Source organism: Pseudoalteromonas sp. P1-9 (genome assembly GCF_001399975.1).
Taxonomy (GTDB): Bacteria; Pseudomonadota; Gammaproteobacteria; order Enterobacterales; family Alteromonadaceae; genus Pseudoalteromonas.
This window is the reverse complement of the sequence record NZ_LKBD01000024.1, coordinates 18,455-41,648: the sequence shown is the minus strand read 5'-3', so window position 1 is coordinate 41,648 and position 23,194 is coordinate 18,455. Positions and strand designations below refer to the sequence as shown.

The window sequence follows — 23,194 nt, the reverse complement described above, 5'->3', positions numbered from 1 at the left end:
CATGACAAGCAGTACAGCAGTATTTACCAATGTTGGTGAACGTACCAATGTTACGGGTTCAGCCCGTTTTAAACGTTTAATCCTAGAAGAAGATTACGAAACCGCACTGGAAGTTGCCCGTGAGCAAGTAGAGAACGGCGCGCAAATTATTGATATCAACATGGATGAAGCCATGTTGGACTCAAAAGCGGCAATGGTACGCTTTTTAAATCTAATTGCGTCAGAGCCAGATATCTCTCGTGTACCAATTATGGTCGACTCATCGAAATGGGATGTCATTGAAGCAGGCTTGAAATGCATTCAAGGTAAGGCAATTGTTAACTCAATTTCACTTAAAGAAGGTGAAGAACCGTTTATTCAGCAAGCTAAAATTATTAAGCGGTTTGGTGCAGCTGCGGTTGTTATGGCGTTTGATGAAACAGGGCAAGCCGAAACGGCCGACCGTAAGTTTGAAATCTGTCAGCGTTCGTACCGTATTTTAGTAGAACAATTAGGTTTTCCACCGGAAGACATTATTTTTGACCCGAATATTTTTGCGGTAGCTACGGGTATTGAAGAGCACGACAACTACGCGGTTGAGTTTATTGAAGGCACACGCCGCATTAAACAAAACTTACCGCACTGTAAAGTGTCGGGCGGTGTCTCAAACGTATCTTTTTCATTCCGTGGTAATAACCCGGTGCGTGAAGCCATTCACTCTGTATTTTTATATCACGCCATTAAAGCGGGAATGGACATGGGTATCGTAAATGCGGGTCAGCTTGCAGTTTATGATGATATTCCAAAAGAGCTGCGCGATACAGTTGAAGACGTAGTATTAAATACCGACCCTGAAGCGGGTGAGCGCTTAGTTGAACTTGCGCCAAAATACTCAGGGCAAGGCGTTGAAGCGAAAAAAGAAGATTTAGAATGGCGCAGCTGGCCTGTTGCAAAGCGTTTAGAGCATGCCCTTGTTAAAGGTATTACCGAATTTATTGACGAAGATACCGAAGAAGCTCGCCAGCAAGCTGATAAACCAATTCAAGTAATTGAAGGTCCATTAATGGACGGTATGAACGTAGTAGGCGACCTGTTTGGTGCTGGTAAAATGTTCTTACCACAGGTTGTTAAATCGGCGCGTGTAATGAAGCGCGCAGTTGCCTACCTTGACCCATATATTGAAGCGGAAAAAGAAGAAGGCGCTACCAACGGTAAAATCCTAATGGCTACCGTGAAAGGTGATGTACACGACATTGGTAAAAACATTGTGGGTGTTGTGCTGCAATGTAATAACTACGAAGTGATCGACCTTGGGGTAATGGTACCTGCGGAAACCATATTGCGCACTGCCATTGAAGAGAAAGTCGATATTATTGGTCTTTCTGGCCTGATTACGCCATCGCTTGATGAAATGGTGCATGTGGCAAAAGAAATGACACGCCAAGGGTTTGATATTCCTTTATTAATTGGCGGTGCAACCACATCAAAAGCGCATACGGCGGTTAAAATTGAGCCTGAATATGACAAAGGCGTGGTGTATGTTAATAACGCTTCGCGTGCGGTTGGTGTGGCGTCAAGCTTGTTAAGCAAAACGCAAAAGCCGGAATTTTTAGCAAAAACCACGGCTGAGTATGAAAAAGTGCGTGAGCAACAAGCGCGTAAACGCCCACGCTCAAAACCAGTTACACTTGCCGCAGCTCGTGCTAATAGCGCACCAATTGATTTTGTAAATTACACGCCGTCTGTGCCAAAGCAGATTGGTGTAACAGAGTTTAAAGATGTTTCGATTGAGACTCTGCGTGAATATATCGATTGGACGCCATTTTTTATGACCTGGTCGCTCGCTGGTAAATACCCGCGCATTTTAGAAGATGAAATTGTGGGTGAAGAGGCAAAGCAACTATTTAAAGATGCTAACGACATGCTCGATGATTTAGCATCATCAAACAAACTGCAACCGTTAGGCGTGATGGGTATCTTCCCTGCTAACCGTGTGGAAGATGATATTGAAATATACACCGATGAATCGCGCACTGAAGTGCTTGTGACAAGTTGTCAACTACGTCAGCAAACCGAGAAAAAAGACTTCCCGAACTATTGTTTAGCTGATTATATCGCGCCAAAAGGCACACCGGATTACTTTGGTGCATTTGCTGTTACTGGCGGGTTAGAAGAAGACGATTTAGCGGATGTATTCGAGCAGCAGCAAGATGACTATAACAAGATTATGGTAAAAGCCGTTGCCGACCGTTTAGCGGAAGCGTTCGCTGAATACCTGCATGAGCGCGTGCGTAAAGAAATTTGGGGTTTTGCCGCTGACGAAAACTTATCGAACGATGAGCTTATTCGCGAAAACTACCAAGGTATTCGTCCAGCTCCAGGTTACCCTGCGTGTCCAGAGCATACTGAAAAACAAAAGATTTGGCAGTTACTTGATGTTGAAAATCGCATCGGTATGAAGTTGACTAGCTCTTATGCGATGTGGCCGGGCGCTGCGGTTTCGGGTTGGTATTTTTCTCACCCAGAGTCTAAGTATTTTGCTGTTGCACAAATTCAGCAAGATCAGCTAGAAGATTATGCCAAGCGTCAAGCAATGAATTTACAAGAAGCCGAACGTTGGCTGGGACCTAACTTGTAAAAGCCAAAGGGAGATTTATATCTCCCTTTTCTTTGGCCAATAATTTACAGCATTTAGTGACATTTATCCGTTGCCTGTACGTTCTGCATCTAGCGACGTGCCAGCAGTATCAACTAACAATTAATTGGTATTAGTTTTTCGCGTTTAAATTCGCTTTTGTAGTGTTCTTTGATAATACTTGAATAATGATCGAATCTGTTTTTGGTGTGATGATAAGACTTTTTAAGTACTTGATGTTCTGCATCATTTTATTTGGTAACTCGGTGCGTGCTGAGTTAAATATTTTATTTGTAAACCCGTCTATTCCCAATGAGCCTTTTTGGCAAAGTGTTGAAGAAATAGCGCAATCAGCAGCGCTGCAACTAGGCACAAAAATGCAAGTGATTTATGGCGGTGGTAATCGTATTGTTCAATTAGAAGCTAGAAGCGCTAAAACAATATTTAGCGAAAAACCCCAAACCAGATTACGCAGTGATTTTAAATTATCCCGGCGGTTCTACCGCGAGCATGTCATTGCTGGAGTCGCAGCAGATTAAGTTTGTTACATTAGAGCAAACAATTTTTGGTGAAGAACGCAAAAAAATAGGGTTGGCAGGGCAAAAATATAAGCATTGGCTTGGTGAAATCTACTTTGATAATCATACGGCAGGGAGTCAACTTGCAAAAGCGCTGCAGCAATTAAAACAGGCACAATTACCCAAGCAAGAAACGCATGTGGTGGCTATTAATGGTCACTATGGCAGTGAATCGCAGGCGCGGTTTAATGGCATGCGAGAGTATTTCGAGGGCAATGAAGGGGTTGTATATCAAGCGGTGCATGCTGGTTGGTCTGAGCAGGTTGCGTTTAATCAAAGCAAGGCGCTATTAGCGCGCTTTCCTAATGTTAATATTATTTGGGCTGCGTCTGATTTGATGGCACTTGGTGCCAGTAAAGCAGCGGTAGAATCGGGTCGTATTCCCAATAAAGATATTTTTATTGGCGGTTTTGATTGGTTACCCCGCGCAATTCAAGCCGTTGAAAAACAGTCAATAAGTGCGTCAATTGGTGGTCATAAAGTTATGGGGGCATGGGCTGTTATTAGCCTAATACTGTACGATAATGGACACGATATTTTTGCCCAGCAAAAAAATAAAAAGCTAACCTTTAACCTTGATGTGATCACTAAGCAAAATGTTGCACATTTTAAATCCCATAAAGTTAAAATTAATTGGGCTGAATACGACTTTAAAGCACTTAAAGAAAAAGTGGCATTGAGCCACTCTATTGCAGGACTTAGCCCATTAAACCCTAACTAGCTAGAAAACTTGAAGTTAAGGTAGTTTGGAGCCCTAAATTAACTTGCTAACTGCTTTTCAGCCAGGTTCAGTTCCATTGTTGCTTTTAATAAACGGTAAAGATTAATTGATGCATCAATTTCTTCTTTACGGTTGGTTAAGCTCTCAATATTTAAACCTAGTGGCACATCTAAATGAGCACAGCTTTGTAAAATAAGGTTTAGATTTTCACGGCAAATGCGCACTGATTCATTAAGTGATTGCTCAGAGTCTAAAATGCGCCATTTAGTTGCTTCTGGCACAGAGATACCAAGCCATTGCATAAACTCTAACGTTTTTTCACTGCCGCATGGCGTAAAGGTTAAGATAATGCGGTTTGGTGTTAAACCTTGCTGTTTGCAACTACGGGCATAGCTAGTAATTAAGTCGATTGTCGCTTGTGCATCATATACCGCTTGCGAAATAAAATACTCACAGCCTTGCGCTGTTTTTTCTAATAAACGTTCATGTTCATTGCGCTTTGATGCGTGACGTTCCGCGATGGTAACACCACCTAAGAAAAACTTATTTTGATGCTCACTTAATGCGTTATAGGCGTTTGGTAAGCTTAATTTAATCTCACCTTCAGACGATGGACTACCCACCAAAACAAGGTTGTTAAGTGCATATTTTTCTTTGGTCTCTGTTAGCCAGTCATTAAATTCCTCGACACCACGCTGCGCGACGCTTTTATAAGTGATAACATCTAATTCTGATAAATCACTTAGCAATAAGCTGTATTCACGCGGGTCAACGGTATGCTTAAACGGAAAAGGGCGTGGTACGCTGGTGCGGCTACTTTCATCTTGAATGTCGTAAATTACTAAACCATCATATTCAATCTCATGTAAACGACCCAGTAATTTATTGGCAATCTCTGTCACTTTATCTTTTTCAGTACCCATTTTTGGTGGCGTAGTACCAATTAAATAAACGCCTTGTGTTGGGTCTTGAATTTTCTGTTGTAAAGATAAAGCCATTGTTCCGTACCATAAATAATTTCGATACAGTAACTATAGCAGCCTTTTAGACGTCTAAATATCTAAAATTTGAAATTGCGACTGAAAAAAATTGAAATAGAACTTGAGGAAAATTCAAGTTCTTGACAGGCTGTTATGAATAATTGATTTATATATATTTTCAAGCATGTCTTTGATAAAATTTCAGGCTTTATTTTAATTAAATGGAATTAATATAGTTCTCATGTCTTATTTAAAAGTCATTTCGTTTCTTTTTTTAACTTTAAGTATCTTAACTGGGTGCGGTGGGGCTGATAAAAAAGATACGACACCTCCAGTTATTTCAGTTCTTGGTGATAACCCATTGAGTGTTGAATTTGGTTCCGAATACACGGATTCGGGAGCAACGGCACATGATGCTGTTGATGGGGCTGTTGCAGTAACGAGTAGTGGTGAAGTAAACACAAGTAAAATTGGTGAATACCGTATTACATATTCGGCACAAGATAAGTCTGGCAATACGTCATTAGCTGAACGCAGTGTAGTCGTCGTTGATACAACTTCACCCGTTATCACATTAGTTGGTAAGGGAGTTGTAACGATAGAATACGCCAGCCAGTATGTTGAATTAGGAGCAAAAGCTCATGATAGTGTCGATGGTCAAATTGAAGTTGAAATTACTGGCATTGTAGATACTAAAAAACTTGATGAATATAGGGTTGTTTACTCTGCTGTCGATAGTTCAGGAAATGCATCTAGTATTGAACGAAAAGTAATTGTGGCAGATAGCTTGTCACCGTTAATTACGTTAAACGGTGAACTAGAGGTAACGATCGAATATGGACATGAATATGTTGAAAGCGGGGCTATAGCTGTTGATAACTATGATGGAGAAATAATTCCAAGTATAAGTGGATATGTTAACCACCTGAAGCAAGGAGAGTATACGGTTGAATACAAAGCCAGTGATAGCTCTGGAAACTCATCGATAAGTCAAAGAACAGTTTATGTTGTAGATACAACACCACCAACTATTGATGTTTTAGGTTCAAACCCGATTACGATCGAGTATGGCACGCAGTACATTGATGAAGGTGCAGTTGGTTCAGATATAATCGATGGTGATTTGTATGTCAGTGTTAGCGGAATTATAAACATCAACAAAGTTGGTGAATATTTTATTGAGTATGCAACGGAGGATAATTCAGGTCTCAAAGCTACAGCAACGAGAACTATTTTTGTAGTAGATAAAAAGCCACCAGAAATCACTTTGAACGGTAAAACTCCATTGATGGTAGCACAGGGCAGTAATTTTGAAGATCCTGGTGCATCAGCTAACGATGAAGTCGATGGTTTAGTTGAAGTTGAAGTTTCGCATAACGTTAATTCAAACGAAGTTGGTGAGTATTTAGTCACTTACGTGGCGACTGATAAGTCTGGAAATGTATCGCAAAAAGAGCGTTTAGTAATCGTTGATGTTGGAATTGCGGATGTGGTTTCAGATTTTAACTTATTACAGTGCTTAAACGAATCAGATTTAATTGTTGTATCTCAAGTAGAAGAGTTAGATTGCCGTCAAAAGAATATTGTTTCTGCAGCGGGAATTGAGTATTTTCAAAACATGAAGGTGCTAAATCTATCCGTTAACTCCCTTACACAAATAGACCTTAGCAACAACCCAAATATTACTGAGTTGTATTTAAATACAAATCAGCTTAGTTATATTGATTTGAGTAAAAATTTAGCATTAAGTAAAGTAAACCTTTCTTATAATAAACTTTTAAATCTTGATTTTAGTAACAATACTAATTTAACCGAAACTCTGGCTACTAATAATTTATTGGAACAAATAGTCACTTCAGGTAGCCCTGAACTTCAAATACTTGAGTTATCAACTAACAATATTATTAATGTTGATGTGACGAATAATAAAAAATTGAGAGATTTAAATGTTTGGGGTAGTGATTTAACTGAGATAGACTTGAGCAATAACGCTGAACTGGTAAGCTTGGTACTAGGTGCGAATAATATCGCACAAATCGAAATTACAAATAATGTAAATTTAGAGAAACTAGACTTAAGCAGCAATAAACTCTCGACACTGAACGTTAGCCGCAACGCTAAGTTAAAACACCTATCACTCGGTACGAATCAAATTAAAACTATCGATCTTCAAGGCAATACAAGTTTAGAGTACTTAAACCTTTCTATGAATCAGTTAACAGAGGTTGATTTAAGCAATAATCACTTATTAACAGATTTGAGTTTGGTTCTCAATTCAATAGCTTCTTTAGACGTTACTCATTTATCTAAGCTGACATACTTAAATATTTGGGCAAATAACATAACATCAATTGATGTAAGCCAAAATACGGAACTAACAAGTTTGGTTTTAGGTGGCAACTCCTTGCTTAATTTAGACATTAGCAACAACCAAAAGCTCACAGACTTAAATTTGTTTTCTACCGGTATTTCAGAAGTTGATTTGAGCAAGCTTATATTACTTGAGCGATTAAATTTAAGCTCAAATAACTTGGTTAGTCTGGATTTATCAAATAATACTGAATTAAGAGTGCTTGAAGCACAACAAAATAACCTAAACGAACTTGCTTTGATTAACAATAGCAATTTACTAAGACTAGATGTTTTGGGTAATGAGTTGCAATATATCGACTTTGCATTTAATAGCAGCATTAGTTATCTACAAGCTGAAGGAAATGCGCTTACTAATATAGATGTGAGTAGTTTTGGGCTGTTAAGAGAATTGTATCTAAGTGGAAATAATCTTACGGAAATTGACTTAAGTTACAACAACAGTTTAAGCATATTGACTCTTGATGACACCGTAGAGTGTAATGGGGATAAATGTGCTCTTCGATAGGTTTTACTGAATTAGAATAGTTAATCTATTATGGCCCAGTACGATTTTGCTCTGGGCCTTTTTAAAATGGCCTTCTCAGAACATATTAATCCCTTTTTTACACCCATTTACCGCAATTACTCGCTTAACATTGCGAACATCGCCATAATTACCCAGTTTAGAAAAATTCTATAGAAAAATAATCCAAACCAAGGGAAACAGTATGAAACTTAAATTGGTTGCAGCAAGTGTAGCAATTGCACTATCACTTGCTGGTTGTAATAGCACAACATCATCAAATAATGCACAAGCGGCTACGTCGGTAAAAGCTGAAAACAAAGTTTTCGCACAAGATTACGTGTTAGAAGAGCTCGATAACGGTCTTCGCGTTATGGTGGTTAAAACAGATTACCCAGATGTAGTCTCACTGCAAATTCCAGTATCAGTAGGTTCACGTAACGAAGTTGAAGCGGGTAAAACCGGTTTTGCACACTTCTTTGAGCACATGATGTTTAAGGGCTCTGAAAAATTCCCACAAGATGTGTACTCAGATATTCTTAAAAATTCAGGTGTAGATAACCGCGCTTACACCACAAATGATTACACCAACTACCACCTTAACTTTTCAAAACAGCATTTAGAAACAGTGCTTGAAATCAAAGGCGATATTTTCCAAAACCTAAAATATTCAGAATCACAATTCAGAACTGAAGCACTGACGGTTAAAGGTGAGTACCTTAAAAATAATGCTAATCCAATTCGCCAGCTATTAAGTGCAGTGCGTAACGAAGCGTTTGAAAAGCATACTTACAAGCACACTACCATGGGCTTTTTTGAAGACATCGAAAAAATGCCAGATCAAATGGCCTACGGTGAAGAGTTCTTTAAAAAGTTTTATAAGCCAGAATATGTATCGCTAATTATTACTGGTGATGTAGACCCGAACGATACCATTGAACTGGTTAAAAAGCATTGGGGTAACTGGCAGCGTGGCGATTATGTTGCTGATATTCCTGTAGAGCCAAAGCAAACAGCGGCAAAATATCTTCATAAAGAAAGCGAAGGTTTACCGGGTCACTGGTTACTTGTTTCTTATAAGGGTCCTGCATGGCAGCCAACGGAAAAAGACCGTGCTGCAGTAGATTTAATCTCGCAACTGTATTTCTCGAATAACTCAGCGCTTTACCAAGAGCTAGTAGTGGAGAAACAGCTTGCTAGTCAAATGTTTACTTACAACCCAGAAACCAAAGATCCCGGTTTATTACATGTATTTGTAAAAGTTGAAAAAGAAGAAGATTTAGCAAAAGCACGCGATGCGATTAATCGTACTTATGCAAAAGCGCGTACCGAGTTAGTTGATGCTGATAAGCTTGCTAACTTAAAGTCTAATTTAAAGTATAGCTTTGTTAATGGTTTAGATTCATCGCAAGCAATTGCGTCAACCCTTGCAAGCTACATGCATTTTGAGCGCGACCCTGAAGTAATTAACCAACTTTACGCTACAGCCGATAGTATTTCTGCAGAAGATATTCGTGAAATTGCGAATAAGTACTTTATTGATTCAGGCCGCACTACTGTGACTATGTCGGCGCTTAAATCGGTTAAAGGTTTTGAGCAAGAAGTTGACTTAAACGGTGTTGTTGCCGAAATGAGCAAACCGCAAGGCGATGCAAAATTTTCTGTACTTGATATGCGTAGCAGCTCACCGCTAGTTGATGTGAATCTATTATTCTACACAGGTGCAGCAGCTGATCCTGAAGGTAAAAAAGGCCTTGCAGCAATTACTGCTAACATGATTGCACGCGGTGGCTCTGAGTCGCGCTCTTACAAAGAAATTCAAAAAGCGCTTTACCCAATTGCTGGTAGCTTTGGTGTACAAATTGATAAAGAAATGGTGTCATTCCGTGGCCGTGTTAATAAAGACAAGGTAGATGAGTGGTACAAAATTGTTAGTGACCAACTACTTAATCCAGGTTGGCGTGAAGATGACTTTAAGCGTTTAAAGAAAGAGCAGCTAGATGGCATTAAAGCAGGCCTAAAAGCCTCTAACGATGAAGAGCTTGGCAAAGAAGTGTTATACAGCAAGCTTTACCAAGGTCACGCTTATGAAAGCTACAACTATGGTGATATTTCTGACTTAGAAACGTTAACACTTGAAGATTTAAAAGCATTTTATAAAGCTGAATTTACGCAAGCTAAATTAAATGTGGGTATCTCAGGTGCCATGTCAGATGCAGCAAAAGCAAAACTGCTTAAAGACTTAAGTACACTTCCTGAAGGCAGTGAAAAGCGCCTAACAATTGCTGATGCGCCTAAGTTGGAAGGTCGACATGCAACCATCGTTGAAAAGCCAGCTAAATCAACAGCGGTGAGCTTTGGTTTCCCGATTGATACGATTCGTAGCGATAAAGATTGGGCGGCACTTTGGTTAATGCGTTCTTATTTTGGTGAGCACCGTAACTCAAACAGCTTCTTGTATCAGCGCATTCGCCAAATTCGTGGTATGAACTATGGTGATTACGCGTATATTGAGTACTTCCCGCGTGGTATGTACCAAACTAAACCAGATGCTAACTTAGGTCGTTCTGAGCAGATTTTCCAAATTTGGTTGCGCCCACTACGCTCTAATAATGATGCACACTTTGCAACACGTGTTGCCCAGTACGAGCTTGATAAGCTAATTGAAAATGGCATGAGCAAAGAAGATTTCGAATCAACTCGTAACTTCTTAACTAACTTTGTGCCGCAAATGGTTGCAAGCCAAGATCGCCAGCTAGGTTATGCGCTTGATAGCAAGTTCTACAATACCGATGAGTTTGTTGCGTATGTGCGTAAGCAGCTTGCGAGCTTAACCGTTGAAGATGTAAATCGTGTTATTCGTGACAACCTGCAAAATAAAAACATTCACTATGTATTTATTACCGGTGATGCAAAAGACATGAAAGCGCGTTTAGCAAACGAAACTGTTTCTCCGCTTAAATATAATGCTGAAAAACCAAAATCACTTACCGATGAAGATAAGGTAATTGAAAGCTACAAGCTAGCTATCGATAAAGCTAACATCGAAGTGATGGACGTAAAAAACGTATTTAAATAAACGTTTTTAGCACGGTAAAAAGCCCGCCAATTGGCGGGCTTTTTTATGCTTAATTTGAAATCTTATAAACATAATCAAGCAATAAAAAATGCAGAGCTCATCTGTTTAACGTTGGCGTAATTACAAAAATGTGCTGGATAATTAAGCACTTCAATGAAATAATCACGTTGCTAAAATGAACACAAAACATAAAGGACTAAACAATGTTAAAAAAAATAGCGCTAATCGCAGTAGTAACCCTTTCACTCGCTGCATGTAAAACCATTCCAGTAACTGACTACAATCAACAAGTAAATGCGTCAAACATGACTAAAGAGTCAGTTGAAAAGGCAATTTTAAGCGGCTGCCAGCAGCGTCAGTGGGCATGTAAAGTTGAAAGCGATGGCGTAATCGCTGGTTTACTTAATTGGCGTGGTAAACAGATTAAAGTAGGTATTCATTACGACGCAAAGACGTACACGATTAAGTACCGCGATTCACTTAACTTGAAATATGATGGTGATAGCATTCACAAAAAATACGGTAAGTGGGTAAACAACCTTATTCGTACAATTGATTCACAGATGTTCACAATGTAATTAGCGTATGCTAGTTCATCAACTAGCATACTAGCGACTGCCAAATTACGAGCACTCTACGGTAATCTCAAAATTTACCGAACACGCTAAAAAGCACGCTTCATGAGCTTGGTGGTGTAACTCTGCCAAGCTTTTTTTATGCGCAATTGATTGCTCTGCCAATATCACCTCAGGCTTTAACGTCACACCGGTAATACATAGTTTGCCATCATCGTTTTTAGCAAGTTCGCCAATTGCGTTATCGGTGTAACGCTCAATCACAATTCCTTTATCGGCAGCAAAATGTAAGAAAAACAACATATGACAACTTGCCAGTGATGCAATAAAGGCTTCTTCAGGGTCAACAAATTCAGGGTTTGAAAAAGGCATCGGTACTATCATAGGAGAGGGTGATGCAGGCATTGAAAAACCACCATCAAAATGCCATTGGTGTGCACGATTATATTTACCATCAATAAACATCTCACCTGGAGCTTTTTGCCATTCAATTATGGCGCTGTGTTGCGACATCTTATTTCCTTATTAATAACCTGTTTAGGTGAATTCTGCTTGTTATGTGTTGTTAAATAAAGTGATAATATTTTTAAGTGATATAAATTTAATTTGAATCATTAATGTTGATTAGCAGCCAATTACCCAATTTACACACCTTCGTAGTCGTCGCTGAGCAGCTTAACTTTAGTCGTGCCAGTGATTTATTACACCTTACGCCAAGCGCCGTAAGCCATCAAATGAAGCAGCTAGAAAACCATTTAGATGTGAAGTTGTTTATTCGCGAATCAAAAGGTGTAGCACTTACCAGCGAGGCTAAACAGCTTTATGGCTCAGTTAAAAAAGCGTTTTCAGAAATAGAGTTTGGTATTGAGAAAGCGCAAGCACCGAAAGTAAAAAAGCTGGTTATAGCGGCGATCCCGAGTGTTGTTTCTTGTATATTGGTGAATAAATTAGCCGAGCTGCAAGCTTTGCTACCTAACTATCAAATACATTTTATTAGCCAGCATCAAATAGCTAATTTTGAGCAGCAAAATATAGACTGTCATATTCATTTTGGTAACGGCAAATATGCGAATGCCATTGCAAAAAAACTGGCAAATGAAGTGGTTTATCCGGTATGTGCGCCTAACGTTTATGAAAAGCGGCATGAGTTGCCTTTGATTCATTATGCTGCAGGAATGAAAGACAAGCCCGGTGGTATAAGCTGGCAACATTGGCAAAAGCATTTTCAACTACCCTCAATGCCAGCCCAATTTGTGTTTGATGAAGTAGGCCTTACATTAAATGCAGCTAAAAATGGTGTAGGTAAAACACTCGCTTGGCATCAACTTGTAAAACCTTTAATTAAAGATAAGAAACTACAACGCGTTGGTGAAGCGCAGATTACATTGCCATTTAGTTATTACTTTGTCACACCTAAATGCCATACCCAGCGAGCAGAACTCTCGATTTTGTATCAATGGTTGCAAACACAATTTACTAGCTAAAAAGGGTATTAGCTCGTCGTTAAATTAACCTTTAGCTGCGCTTTTTGGTTTATTTTATAAATTGTTAGCCACGCGATTGTTAATAATAAAATCGGCAAGGTAACTAGGTTTAATGTTTGCCAACCTACGGTGGCTTCTAACCAACCTGCACTTAATGCAGAGAGGGTTACCATGCTAAACACTAAAAATTCATTGGTGGCTTGGGCTTTTGCGCGTTCTTGCGGTAGGTAAGTTTGGCTGACCATTTGCGTCGCGCTAATAAACATAAAATTCCAACCGACACCCAGTAAAAAGAGCGCAGCTAAAAAGTGCCAATGACTTAAACCAAGTAGGTTTACAAAGCAACAAAGGGCGATTAAAACAATTCCAGCATACATCATGGTGACCTGACCAAATCGCTCTATTAATTTGCCACTAAAAAATGATGGTAAAAACATGCCCAATACGTGCCATTCAATCACCAGTGCTGACTGTGCTAAGTCAAAACCATGACGATGCATCGCCAGTGGCGTTGCTGTCATCAATAAGTTCATTACCGTGTAACTCACCATGGCAATAAACACTGCAGTCATAAACTTAGGCGCGCTAATAATGGCTTTTAATGGTCTGCTTTCACCATTATTTTGGCTATGTGAAACCTCATTAAATTTAACGAGTTGTAATAGCATTAGCGCTATTGAATATAAAAACGCAAGGGCAATAAACGCATTGGCGTAGTTTAATGCTGGGTAGTGATGGTTCACCCATACCGCTAAATTAGGGCCGAGTATCGCGGCCACAACACCACTTGCCATCACTGTAGATATTGCCACAGCAGGTTTGTTACTGGCTTCAATTGCTGCAAAACGGTAAAGCGTAGCAAAGCCAATACCAATCCCAATTAAAAATGTGGCGAAGCTAAATAACCAAAACTGGCTTGCCAATAAACTAAAAAAGCCTAGTACGGCACCGCTAATACCAATGCTATTGCCTAAACTAAAGCCCAGCTTTCGCCCCGTTTTTGCCATAATCAGTGACGCAGGGATCGTAGTGACTAGTAGCCCTAACATTTGCATGGCAACGGGAAAGGTAATAAATGTGGTACTCGGGCTTAGCGCTTTTCCAACAAGGGCTGAAATGGTCACAAGCAAAATATTACCGGTTGTAATAAGTCCTTGGCAAAAGGCTAAAAGTACAACATTTTTGTTCATATTTAGAGGCTGCGTTTGGTTATGAAGGGCACTATTTCTAGCACACATTTATCTAAAGGCAAATAAATCAGTCTAATAACTTATCTTTAATTACTTACTCAAGTTAACAAAAAGCGTTAAACTCGTTTAAAATTAAGCTATACAGCTAAAAGTAGTTAAAGTGATTGGTGTTGTTATGCGTCATACAATTTGGCAAGAATTACGTAAAGAAGCAGAAGCCTTAGTAAGAAAAGAGCCGTTATTGGCAAGTCACGTTTATTCGTGTGTACTTAACCATGAGTGCCTAGGGTCTGCATTAAGCTTTATTGTCGCTAATAAATTATCTGATGCGGTAGTATCAGCTTTCACTTTCCGTGAGTTATTCGATCAAGCATTTGTTAATTGCGACACCATGCTTGATAACGTTGCGCACGATATTAAAGCGGTACGTGATCGCGACCCTGCGGTTGATAACTACTTAACCGTGCTACTAAACCTAAAAGGTTTTCAGTCAATTCAAGTACACCGCTTAGCACACTGCCTATGGCGTCAAAATAGAAAAGAGCTTGCGCAATTTATTCAAAGCCGCAACTCAGAAGTATTTGGTGTCGATATTCACCCTGCATGTAAAGTGGGTAAAGGCATTATGTTTGACCACGCAACCGGTATTGTAGTGGGTGAAACCGCCGTTATTGAAGATAACGTATCGATTCTACAAGGAGTTACGTTAGGTGGTACAGGTAATGAACAAGGCGATCGTCATCCGAAAATCCGTCACGGTGTATTAATAGGTGCGGGAGCAAAAGTACTGGGTAACATTGATGTCGGTGAAGATGCGAAAATTGGCGCGGGTTCAGTTGTAATTGCCGATGTTGATGCGCATACGACTGTCGTCGGTGTGCCAGCTAAAGTGGTTGGCAAAACCACAATAGGTTGCCCTGCAGAAACCATGGATCAATGTTTTGTTGCTGATATGTCCGAAGAAGCAGGTTGTTCACTGTCGAGTGCTGCACTGTAATATTGCTGCTCTAACTGTTTAATTACTCCATTTTTGGCCAGTGCTTTCACCGCGTTAGCGAATGCGCTGGCAACAGTTCCTTCATTTACCAAATAAGGTACGTTGTTGACCGACACAGCTTGCTCTGGCAAGTAGTTTGGGTTGAGCGACGATTCATAGTGCTTCGACTTTCTAGAAAAGCCAAAATGCATTGCTTTTGCTAAATAACAGCAATCGTGAATTTTAATCTGTGCATTTGGCTGCTGTGCTAGGTAGTAATCAATCGACGCTTTATTGTAAATAAAAAAGTCAGCCTGCTTTTTTTCAATTACTTTGATTGCATCAGCAATGCCTAAATCTTGCCCGTACCGCACCAATATATTTCGTTCTTCAATGGCCGATTTTCTGCCACCATAGGGTTTTAGCAGAATTTTGTTTTCCAGTTGTTCTAAATTATCTATTTTGGCAACATCTCGGTGTGTGATCACGACGCTATGACTAGTGAGGCCATTTTCGAAAAAATGAGTAAACTCACTGCGCGCCTGATTAAAGCCATAACCGGGATAAAAGTCGATGGCACCTTCATTAAGCAGTTTGATTATGCGTTTTTTTGGCGCACGCTTTATGACTAACTTGCAGTTAATATTTTGCGCAGCACGCTCAAATATAGCTTTGTATAGCCCTTGATTCGATGGCATTGCAGCGATAAGTGGTAATCTTGCACTGGTACGGTAGCCCATCGTTATCTCACAGCTAAACGCTGGTAGGAAAATAGTCATCAATACAACAAAAAAGGATATGCGATACATCAGGTTACACCAATCGATAACACTTATAGTTTAAATAAAAACACACTTATTAATAAGACTCAAACAACTTCGATAATCTCATACTCAGTTGCTTGCCAGTCAAAGCTAACAATATCCTCAATCGATTGCTTTAGTAGCTTTTTAGCAATCGGCGCACTTGGTGTAACAATTTGAATATCAACATTATTTAAAGTGACTTTGTTACCACCTGCAACGGCTAAAATATAAACCCATAACACACTTTCATCGTCACAGTTTTCGAGCTTAACTAAATTGCCTAGTTGTATTTTCTGGTTGCTAATTGGCTCTATCGATTCTTTAAGTACCTGAATTTCTTGTCTAAGCGCTTCAATGCGTTTACTTTGCCCTTCAGCTAAGTAAGCCATCTCGATGCCGAGGCTGTCGTATTGGGTTTCGGCCTTACTTTGCTCGTGAGTGGCATCTTGATGTGCGTGTTTTGCAGATTGCACTGCAACTGCCAAGCTCGCTTCTAGCTGCTCAATAAGGGCCTGTTTGATGAGTGGTTTATTGATCATTGTTAGCACTCACATGTGAGACTTTACTGGTAACAGTACCATCGGCAAATTGCGTGACAATGTTGTCGCCTTCAGTAATTTGAGAGACAGAGGTGACCACGCTAGAATTTTTTTGCGTCATTGAGTAGCCGCGCGCTAATACCGCAAGTGGGCTGGTAGCATTGAGTTTTGCCGCCAATACCGCAAGTTGTTTTTCTGCACACTCTAATTGCTTTGCTTGACTGGTTTGAAGCCTGCTAACCAGATTGTGCAACTGTTGCTGCGCATGGCTTAAACGCTTTTCGGGCGTGGCTTTTTCGAGTCTATTTTGTAATGTATGTTGTGCATACTTTGCTTGCTCTAATTTTCGTTGAATACTGTTGAGCAAGCGCATTTCAAGCTCATCTCGTAACTGAGATTGCTGATTTAATTGGTTACTAGGGTGGTAACGCAGCAAACGTTGTTCAAGTACTTGGTAGCTGTGTGCTGCACTTTGCAGTCGTTTTGCCATAAAGTGGTGCAATCGATTTTGTAGCACATCGATGTTTTGAGCTAAGTGATTTTTATCTGGACTAACAATTTCGGCCGCTTGCGATGGTGTTGCTGCACGTAAGTCCGCAACATAATCTGAAATAGTCGTATCAATTTCATGACCAACAGCGCTTACTACAGGAAGCTCAGACGCGAAAATAGCACGTGCGAGCATTTCGTGGTTAAAGCACAATAAATCTTCCATTGAGCCGCCGCCGCGGCCCAGAATAATGACATCCACTTCATTGCGCTGATTAGCACGCTGTAATTGTTCAATAAGCTGTAAATGCGCTTCATTTCCTTGCACCAGTGCAGGGTAAATTACCACCTCAAGTTGTGGCGCGCGCTTTTCCAGTACGCTGAGAATATCTTTAATTGCAGCGCCAGTAGGTGAAGTAATAACCCCTAAACGGCGAATATTATTAGGCAGGGGCCTTTTAAATTCACTGGCAAATAAACCTTCGCCAGCAAGTTGCATTTTAAGCGCGTCAAACTGTTGTTTTAACTGACCTTCACCTGCAGGCTCGATGTGCTCCACAATAAGTTGATAATCACCGCGAGGTTCATAAAGTGATACGCGAGCACGCACCAGTACTTGGTCGCCATTTTTTGGTTTAAAAGTGGCACTTCTATTATTACCGCGCCACATGGCTGCGCGAATTTGTGCGTTATCGTCTTTTAAACTGAAATACCAATGGCCAGAACTCGGCGAAATAAAATTAGATATTTCTCCTGTGAGTTGCAATGAAAAGAAATTTTGTTCGAGTAAGTAGCGTATCTCTTTATTGAGCAAGGAAACGGTATAAACTTTTTGTATCTGATTTTGCAACATAACAGTATGATTTAGCGCTGAATGGAAAATATTCTACCACAAAACATTAAATTTTATTTTACTAGAATGAAATTCGCTGATAAAATCCACCCGCAACTCCCTACACCCACAGATATCATGAGAAGTTGCAAATGCTTAGGATCGCTAAAGAAGCTTTAACCTTTGATGACGTACTATTAGTACCAGGCCACTCAACTGTATTACCACATACAGCTAACCTTAAAACTCGTCTAACGAAAACAATTGAACTAAATCTGCCAATCGTTTCTGCATCTATGGATACAGTTACTGAAGCACGTTTAGCGATTGCGTTAGCGCAAGAAGGTGGTCTTGGTTTCATTCACAAGAACATGACAATTGCAGAGCAAGCTGCCAATGTACGTAAAGTTAAAACGTATGAGGCGGGCATTGTTTCTCACCCAGTTACTGTTACTGCAGACCTGACAATTGCCGGTGCACTTCAATTAGCACACGATAAAGGTTTCTCAGGTTTCCCTGTTGTTGATACTGAAAACAACCTAGTTGGTATTGTAACAAGCCGCGATATGCGTTTTGAAACAAAGCTAGACCAACCTGTTTCTACAGTAATGACTAAGAAAGAACAGCTGGTAACAGTAAAAGAAGGCGCAGATCGTGAAACGATTTTAGGCCTAATGCATGAGCACCGTATCGAAAAAATCTTAGTTGTTAATGATGACTTTAAACTTAAAGGCATGATTACTGTTAAGGATTACCAAAAAGCACAAGATAAACCAAATGCATGCAAAGACGAACAAGGTCGTTTACGTGTAGGTGCGGCTGTTGGTGTTGGCGCAGGCACAGATGAGCGCATCGCAGCGTTAGTTGAAGCGGGTGTTGATATTCTGCTTATCGATACTTCGCACGGTCACTCACAAGGTGTTATCGACCGCGTAAAGGCAACGCGCGAAGCTTTCCCTGATTTACAAATCGTTGCAGGTAACGTTGCAACAGCTGAAGGTGCAGTAGCACTTGCTGATGCCGGTGTTAATGCCGTTAAAGTAGGTATTGGCCCAGGTTCAATTTGTACTACACGTATCGTAACAGGTTGTGGTGTTCCGCAAATTACAGCGATTTCAGATGCCGTTGAAGGCTTAAAAGGTCGTGATATTCCGGTTATAGCTGACGGTGGTATTCGTTTCTCTGGTGATATTGCAAAAGCACTTGTTGCGGGCGCATCACTGGTAATGGTTGGTTCAATGCTAGCTGGTACCGAAGAAGCACCAGGTGAAGTTGAGCTTTATCAAGGCCGTTACTACAAATCTTACCGTGGTATGGGTAGCTTAGGTGCAATGAACCAAAAAGAAGGTTCATCTGACCGTTACTTTCAAGATTCGAAATCGGAAGAGAAGCTGGTACCAGAAGGTATTGAAGGTCGCGTAGCGTACAAAGGTCCAATTGCTAACATTATTCACCAACAGGTTGGTGGTATTCGCAGTGCGATGGGTCTTACGGGCTGTGCAACAATTGAAGAGCTTAACACTAAGCCGCAATTTGTACGTGTTACCGCAGCAGGTATGGGTGAATCGCACGTTCACGACGTACAAATCACAAAAGAAGCTCCTAACTACCGTTTAGGTTAATTCGCGCTTTTATTTATCGATAAGGCTAGCTTTTTGCTAGCCTTAGTTAATTGTATCCCGATTGAAATTGCCGTTTTCAATCGAGTTGTTGGATTTTTAGAAAGAGACAACTAATGAGCAAAAATATTCATGATTCTCGCGTACTGATTTTAGATTTTGGTTCGCAATACACTCAGCTTATCGCCCGCCGCATCCGTGAAATCGGTGTTTACTGTGAACTATGGGCATGGGATGTAACCGAAGAGCAAATTCGCGAATTTAACCCGCAAGGTATTATTTTATCGGGTGGCCCTGAGTCAACAACCGAAGAAAATAGCCCGCGCGCTCCAGAGTATGTATTTAATGCTGGCGTACCTGTACTTGGTATTTGTTACGGTATGCAAACAATGGCAACGCAACTTGGTGGTCAAGTGCACAGCTCAGATAAAAAAGAGTTTGGTTACGCGAAAGTTGAAAAAGTAGGTAACTGTGCGCTATTTGATGCAATTGAAGATCATATCGAAGAGGGTATTGGTAAACTTGACGTTTGGATGAGCCACGGCGACAAGGTTATTGAAATTCCAGAAACGTTTGTAACGTCTGCTAAAACAGATACTTGTCCGCACGCAGCAATGTCTTGGGAAGAGAAAAAGTTTTACGGTGTACAATTCCACCCAGAAGTAACACACACGCACCAAGGGTTACGTTTATTAGAGCGTTTCGTAATTGATATTTGTGGTTGTGAAAAGTTATGGACACCAGCATCAATTATTGAAGATGCCGTTGCGCGTATTAAAGAAAAAGTAGGCGATGACGAAGTTATTCTTGGCCTATCGGGTGGTGTTGACTCATCAGTCGTTGCGATGCTAATTAACCGTGCAATCGGTGATAAGCTAACCTGTGTATTTGTTGATAACGGTTTACTTCGCTTAAACGAAGGTCAGCAAGTAATGGATATGTTTGGCGATAAATTTGGCTTAAACATCATTAAAGTAGACGCTGAAGACCGTTTCTTAGCGAATCTTGCAGGTATTGATGAGCCAGAAGCTAAGCGTAAATCAATTGGTCACACTTTCATTGAAGTATTCGATGAAGAAGCGGGCAAACGTCAAAATGCTAAATGGTTAGCGCAAGGTACAATTTATCCAGACGTAATTGAATCTGCTGCATCAGCTACTGGTAAAGCGCACGTGATCAAATCTCACCATAACGTAGGTGGTTTACCTGAAGATATGGAAATGGGCCTTGTTGAGCCACTGCGTGAGCTATTTAAAGACGAAGTACGTAAAATTGGTCTTGAGCTAGGTCTGCCATACGACATGCTTTACCGTCACCCGTTCCCAGGTCCAGGCCTAGGTGTTCGTGTTCTTGGTGAAATTAAGAAAGAATACTGTGACTTACTACGTCGTGCCGATGCCATTTTTATTGAAGAACTACACAAAGCAGATCTTTATCATAAAGTGTCACAAGCATTCACCGTTTTCCTACCAGTTAAGTCTGTAGGTGTAATGGGTGATGCGCGTAAATATGATTGGGTTGTATCACTTCGTTGTGTTGAAACAATCGACTTTATGACAGCGCGTTGGTCACACTTACCGTATGATTTCTTAGGTTTAGTATCAAACCGTATTATCAACGAAATCGATGGTATTTCGCGCGTGGTTTACGATATTTCTGGTAAGCCGCCAGCGACGATTGAGTGGGAATAATCCTACTTAGTTTGAGATGTAAAAATGCCAGCTAGTAGCTGGCATTTTTTATGTTTTAGAATAATTCGACGTCATCGGCGGAAGGGTGTTCTTGGCTATCTTCATCAAGAATATCGCCGTAATAAACACATTGGTTTCGCCCGCTATTTTTTGCTACATAAAGCGCTTTGTCGGCGTTCTCAATCACCGAAATAGGGAAGTCGTAAGGGCTCATTCTCGAAAAGCCAATACTTAATGTTAACTGTTCGACAAATGGAAATTTGTTGTCTCGCACATATTGCTGGAATTCAGCCAGTTTTGACGTGATGTGCTCAAGTGTTGTCGGTTCAAATACGACGACAAACTCTTCGCCACCAAAACGGAAAATTAAATCGCTGGAGCGGAAAAAGAGCTGCATTTTTTGCGCAAGCGTTAACAGTACTTCATCACCGCATACATGTCCGTAGGTATCATTAACGTGTTTAAAGTGGTCAATATCAAGAATGGCTAGCCAAGATGACTCGTCATAACGTTTGTTACGGTTGCCCTGTAATTGTGGCGTATTATGCGAGTGTAACTGGTCTTCCAGCAGTTGTTTTATCTTGCGTTCAAACGTTTGTCTGTTGAGTAAGCCGGTTAATTTATCACGTTCACTCTCGTTAAGAATGGTTAAGTAGTTTTCATAAATACGACAGAGTGCATTCAGTGTAACTTGCTCACTGGAATTAAGGTGTTTAGCGACAATATACACAGCGCCCGATACTTGGTCATCAATCATGACAGGGATCCAACGTGTTTCATTACCCGATTTGTCTTGTAAACTGATTGTGCAGGCAGACTCAAGGCAGCATTGTAGCTCCTTCGTCGGCTCTTTAATAATCTCGCGTGAACGCCAGTGAATTTTTCCCTGTTCGTCGCTTAATAAAGAAGCACTCGACTCTATACCTATGCCATTAAAACGCGAAAGGTCTTTGTAAAGCGCCGCTTCTGTTGGTTGCAGAAACTCACTAATTGTAGACAACAAGCTTAATTCAAGTGAATCTACATCGCGGTGTCGTGTAATTTTTACCACCGAGTTTAAGAGATCTTTTTGCAAAATTACCTCAGCTCCAGACTCCGTTCTGTATATTTTTCATAATTAATTCTTAATTTTCGAACAAATATAATTATTGGTCAATTGTAAAATTTGATTTTGTTGTTATTTTGAGCATCTGAACTGAATTATGTTATTTTTTTCTTTACCTTTAGCAAAGAGTCCTTATAATGCGACGTCATTGCAGGGGCGTAGTTCCAATTGGTAGAACAGCGGTCTCCAAAACCGACGGTTACGGGTTCGAGTCCTGTCGCCCCTGCCACTTCTTTTATCGCTTTCTAACTACTTCAATTTTTAATCTTTTTGTCATTATGGTTACAAACTGGTTAGCTACACTTTTCGATATAGAATTGCTTCAGCTCAAACAAAGCGACGATTTAACCCAGCAATACAATGCGCAGTTACAAATTGACCTGAATTTGATGCTAGAATCAGCCGGCTTTAAGCTAGTTTTTACTGATCTAAATGTGCCTTTTGAAATAAGCGCAGGATTAGTAAAAGTGAACAATTTTGGATTAACCGGCGAACAAAAGAAAGCATTGTGGCACACGTTATGGCAACAGATTTAATCGTAAAATTAGACCAAACCTATTTGCATAATTTAATGGCTATTGAACAGCAGTGCCATGCTTTTCCTATGTCTGAAAAACTAATGGCATCGTGTTTGTCGGGGCGTTACAGTGCGTATGGATGTTTGCAGAGCAATGCTCTACAAGGCTTTTATATTTTAGAGCAAGTAGGCCCTGATTATACCTTGATGGATATCTGTGTTAGCCCTGAAAATCAAGGTAAAGGGCTTGCTAAAGCGATGCTTACCCATTTGTTGGGTGTTGTAAAAGCTGCAAATGGCGAGAATGTATTTTTAGAAGTGCGACAGTCGAATCAAGCTGCGATTCATCTTTACACAACATTTGATTTTGTTGAAACAGGCGTACGTAAAAATTACTATCCGAGCGAATCTGGTCGTGAAGACGCGATATTAATGGCGCTTAGTTTTTAATTCAAAAGAAGTCGCTGCTTCATTAATTCACCTAGATAACGAATCATTATTTTGGGCTGAGCATTATGCGTACA

Annotated in this window: 19 protein-coding genes and 1 tRNA gene; 13 read left to right on the top strand and 7 right to left on the bottom strand. The window is 40.3% G+C overall.

From position 1 onward, the window contains the following. Window position 1 precedes the first annotated feature (1 nt). The 3 genes from metH (at window position 2) to AN214_RS14460 (ending at window position 3,913) form a co-directional block, all read left to right on the top strand. Window positions 2–2,617, top strand: coding sequence for a methionine synthase (gene metH, locus AN214_RS14470; RefSeq protein WP_054980374.1), 2,616 nt, complete (start codon window positions 2–4; stop codon window positions 2,615–2,617). Between the two features lie 185 nt (window positions 2,618–2,802). Further along, window positions 2,803–3,153, top strand: a complete 351-nt coding sequence (locus AN214_RS14465; protein ID WP_082428589.1) for a hypothetical protein — start codon at window positions 2,803–2,805, stop codon at window positions 3,151–3,153. Continuing rightward, window positions 3,125–3,913: an ABC transporter substrate-binding protein gene (locus tag AN214_RS14460; protein ID WP_054980372.1), complete on the top strand. Its 789-nt coding sequence runs from the start codon at window positions 3,125–3,127 to the stop codon at window positions 3,911–3,913. Before AN214_RS14465 ends, AN214_RS14460 begins: the two co-directional genes overlap by 29 nt. A gap of 38 nt (window positions 3,914–3,951) precedes the next feature. Here the strand turns inward: AN214_RS14460 and AN214_RS14455 are convergent, their stop codons facing one another. Next, window positions 3,952–4,911, bottom strand: coding sequence for a hypothetical protein (locus AN214_RS14455; RefSeq protein ID WP_054980371.1), 960 nt, complete (start codon window positions 4,909–4,911; stop codon window positions 3,952–3,954). Window positions 4,912–5,134: 223 nt separating this feature from the next. Here AN214_RS14455 and AN214_RS14450 point away from each other — a divergent pair, with 223 nt between their 5' ends. From AN214_RS14450 to AN214_RS14440, 3 genes are all read left to right on the top strand, one after another. Next, window positions 5,135–7,771: an immunoglobulin-like domain-containing protein gene (locus tag AN214_RS14450; protein WP_054980370.1), complete on the top strand. Its 2,637-nt coding sequence runs from the start codon at window positions 5,135–5,137 to the stop codon at window positions 7,769–7,771. Between the two features lie 202 nt (window positions 7,772–7,973). Beyond that, complete coding sequence (locus AN214_RS14445) at window positions 7,974–10,847, top strand: pitrilysin family protein (protein ID WP_054980369.1); 2,874 nt, start codon at window positions 7,974–7,976, stop codon at window positions 10,845–10,847. Window positions 10,848–11,050: 203 nt separating this feature from the next. Next, complete coding sequence (locus tag AN214_RS14440; protein WP_054980368.1) at window positions 11,051–11,425, top strand: hypothetical protein; 375 nt, start codon at window positions 11,051–11,053, stop codon at window positions 11,423–11,425. A 45-nt stretch (window positions 11,426–11,470) separates the two neighbouring features. Here AN214_RS14440 and AN214_RS14435 read toward each other — a convergent pair whose 3' ends face one another. Then, window positions 11,471–11,935: an OsmC family protein gene (locus tag AN214_RS14435; RefSeq protein ID WP_054980367.1), complete on the bottom strand. Its 465-nt coding sequence runs from the start codon at window positions 11,933–11,935 to the stop codon at window positions 11,471–11,473. Between the two features lie 104 nt (window positions 11,936–12,039). Between AN214_RS14435 and AN214_RS14430 the strand changes: the two genes are divergently transcribed. Beyond that, entirely contained in the window at window positions 12,040–12,906 is an 867-nt protein-coding gene (locus AN214_RS14430) for a LysR family transcriptional regulator (RefSeq protein WP_054980366.1), read from the top strand. An 8-nt stretch (window positions 12,907–12,914) separates the two neighbouring features. Here the strand turns inward: AN214_RS14430 and AN214_RS14425 are convergent, their stop codons facing one another. Continuing rightward, a complete protein-coding gene (locus AN214_RS14425; protein ID WP_054980365.1) occupies window positions 12,915–14,096 on the bottom strand; it encodes an MFS transporter in 1,182 nt (393 codons plus the stop codon). A 175-nt stretch (window positions 14,097–14,271) separates the two neighbouring features. Here AN214_RS14425 and cysE point away from each other — a divergent pair, with 175 nt between their 5' ends. Continuing rightward, window positions 14,272–15,093 (top strand): serine O-acetyltransferase, encoded by an 822-nt coding sequence (gene cysE / locus AN214_RS14420; protein WP_054980399.1) that lies wholly within the window; start codon window positions 14,272–14,274, stop codon window positions 15,091–15,093. Here cysE and AN214_RS14415 read toward each other — a convergent pair. From AN214_RS14415 to xseA, 3 genes are read right to left on the bottom strand one after another with little or no spacing between them, the layout of a single operon-like run. Further along, window positions 15,030–15,881, bottom strand: a complete 852-nt coding sequence (locus AN214_RS14415) for an ABC transporter substrate-binding protein (RefSeq protein WP_082428587.1) — start codon at window positions 15,879–15,881, stop codon at window positions 15,030–15,032. The genes cysE and AN214_RS14415 overlap by 64 nt on opposite strands. A 59-nt stretch (window positions 15,882–15,940) precedes the next feature. Beyond that, window positions 15,941–16,417 carry a hypothetical protein gene (locus AN214_RS14410; RefSeq protein WP_054980363.1) on the bottom strand — a complete coding sequence of 159 codons (477 nt, stop codon included), beginning with the start codon at window positions 16,415–16,417 and terminating at the stop codon, window positions 15,941–15,943. Continuing rightward, window positions 16,407–17,759 carry an exodeoxyribonuclease VII large subunit gene (gene xseA / locus AN214_RS14405; RefSeq protein ID WP_054980362.1) on the bottom strand — a complete coding sequence of 451 codons (1,353 nt, stop codon included), beginning with the start codon at window positions 17,757–17,759 and terminating at the stop codon, window positions 16,407–16,409. Before xseA ends, AN214_RS14410 begins: the two co-directional genes overlap by 11 nt. Before the next feature lie 131 nt (window positions 17,760–17,890). On the opposite strand from xseA, the gene guaB reads away from it, so the two are divergent. Both guaB and guaA read left to right on the top strand, forming a co-directional pair. Next, window positions 17,891–19,360, top strand: a complete 1,470-nt coding sequence (gene guaB / locus AN214_RS14400) for an IMP dehydrogenase (protein ID WP_054980361.1) — start codon at window positions 17,891–17,893, stop codon at window positions 19,358–19,360. 113 nt (window positions 19,361–19,473) lie between these two features. Continuing rightward, entirely contained in the window at window positions 19,474–21,048 is a 1,575-nt protein-coding gene (gene guaA / locus AN214_RS14395; RefSeq protein WP_054980360.1) for a glutamine-hydrolyzing GMP synthase, read from the top strand. Window positions 21,049–21,103: 55 nt separating this feature from the next. On the opposite strand, the gene AN214_RS14390 is transcribed toward guaA, so the two are convergent. Then, window positions 21,104–22,123 carry a GGDEF domain-containing protein gene (locus AN214_RS14390; RefSeq protein WP_054980359.1) on the bottom strand — a complete coding sequence of 340 codons (1,020 nt, stop codon included), beginning with the start codon at window positions 22,121–22,123 and terminating at the stop codon, window positions 21,104–21,106. A gap of 182 nt (window positions 22,124–22,305) precedes the next feature. On the opposite strand from AN214_RS14390, the gene AN214_RS14385 reads away from it, so the two are divergent. The 3 genes from AN214_RS14385 (at window position 22,306) to rimI (ending at window position 23,120) form a co-directional block, all read left to right on the top strand. Next, a tRNA-Trp gene (locus AN214_RS14385) sits at window positions 22,306–22,382 on the top strand. Between the two features lie 88 nt (window positions 22,383–22,470). After that, window positions 22,471–22,689 (top strand): hypothetical protein, encoded by a 219-nt coding sequence (locus tag AN214_RS22745; RefSeq protein WP_161805692.1) that lies wholly within the window; start codon window positions 22,471–22,473, stop codon window positions 22,687–22,689. After that, a complete protein-coding gene (gene rimI, locus AN214_RS14375) occupies window positions 22,674–23,120 on the top strand; it encodes a ribosomal protein S18-alanine N-acetyltransferase (RefSeq protein WP_054980357.1) in 447 nt (148 codons plus the stop codon). The genes AN214_RS22745 and rimI overlap by 16 nt, the downstream gene beginning before the upstream one ends. Window positions 23,121–23,194: the final 74 nt, after the last annotated feature.